This window comes from Saliterribacillus persicus, assembly GCF_003337485.1.
In the GTDB taxonomy this organism is placed as follows: domain Bacteria; phylum Bacillota; class Bacilli; order Bacillales; family Amphibacillaceae; genus Saliterribacillus; species Saliterribacillus persicus.
Genome location: NZ_QPJJ01000037.1, coordinates 1 through 1,073 on the forward strand (window position 1 = coordinate 1; position 1,073 = coordinate 1,073).

Annotated in this window: 1 pseudogene; it reads right to left on the bottom strand. The window is 38.8% G+C overall.

The window, feature by feature from the left end:
- Positions 1-11: 11 nt before the first annotated feature.
- Positions 12-960, bottom strand: a pseudogene (locus tag DFR57_RS18145) (IS30 family transposase).
- Between the last annotated feature and the right edge of the window lie 113 nt (positions 961-1,073).

Sequence of the window (1,073 nt, forward strand, 5' to 3'; positions counted from 1 at the left end):
ATGACAGTTTGTCAAATTAAGTGCAACAGTTCTTCCTGAAATGCTTCGTGTGTTGTTTTCCAGTTTAAGCATTTTCTCGGTCTATTGTTGATTAAAGATAGAGCTTTTTCTAACTCGTCATTAGAGACCTTAGCCAAATCAGTTTTTTTAGGAAAAAACTCCCTTAAAAGGCCATTCGCATTTTCGTTGCTACCACGTTGCCATGAAGAATAAGGCTCTGCAAAATACACCTTAATGTCTGTATCTTGCTCAATAGTACGATAACAAGCGAATTCTTTTCCTCTGTCTACTGTTGCCGTTTGAAAGGCATGAGAGGGTAACTGTTCCTTCAAAGTTTTGATGGCTTGTTCCATCGAGTTTGCTGAGCGGTTTGGCATTTTTAATGCTACATACCACCTTGTTTTTCGTTCAACAAAAGTTGTGAAACATCCTTTACTTTTCCCACGACTAGAGACGACGCTATCCAGTTCCCAATGGCCAAAAACTTCCCGTTTTCTAATTTCTTTTGGTCGCTTCTTAATCGATGTCCCAACATTGAAACGCCCTCTTGTTTCTTGGGGCTTCTGGCGCTTTCCTTTGTGACGAAGAACGTATAGATTTTGATTTGCTAACAATCCTTGATAAATCCAGCGATAGATTGTTTTGAAACTAATAGACCCTTGAAATGAGCGTCCAACAATTTGTTCAGGAGACCAGGTAAGTTTCAATTTTTCGTTTATGATACTGGCTAACTCTGGTGACCATTTTTCCAATACGACCGCACCTTAATCGATGTTCTTTATATTTCTGTTGAGCATCTTCAGATAGATAAGATCCTTTTTGTGAATGGCGTTTTAATTCCCTTGAGATGGTAGACGGTGAACGCTGAAGTTTTTCAGCGATGGTACGAATAGATTTTCCTTGTTCATACATCGTTTCTATCCGTGCTCTTTCAAATGTGGTAAGATGTTTATAGCTCATAACAGGCCTCCGTGTATGTGTTTGTGTGGTTACTTGCATTTTACACGAAGCTGTTATGGGCTGTTTTATTTTAGCCATGTTTTTAGGTGTTGCACTTAATATTACAATTCGTC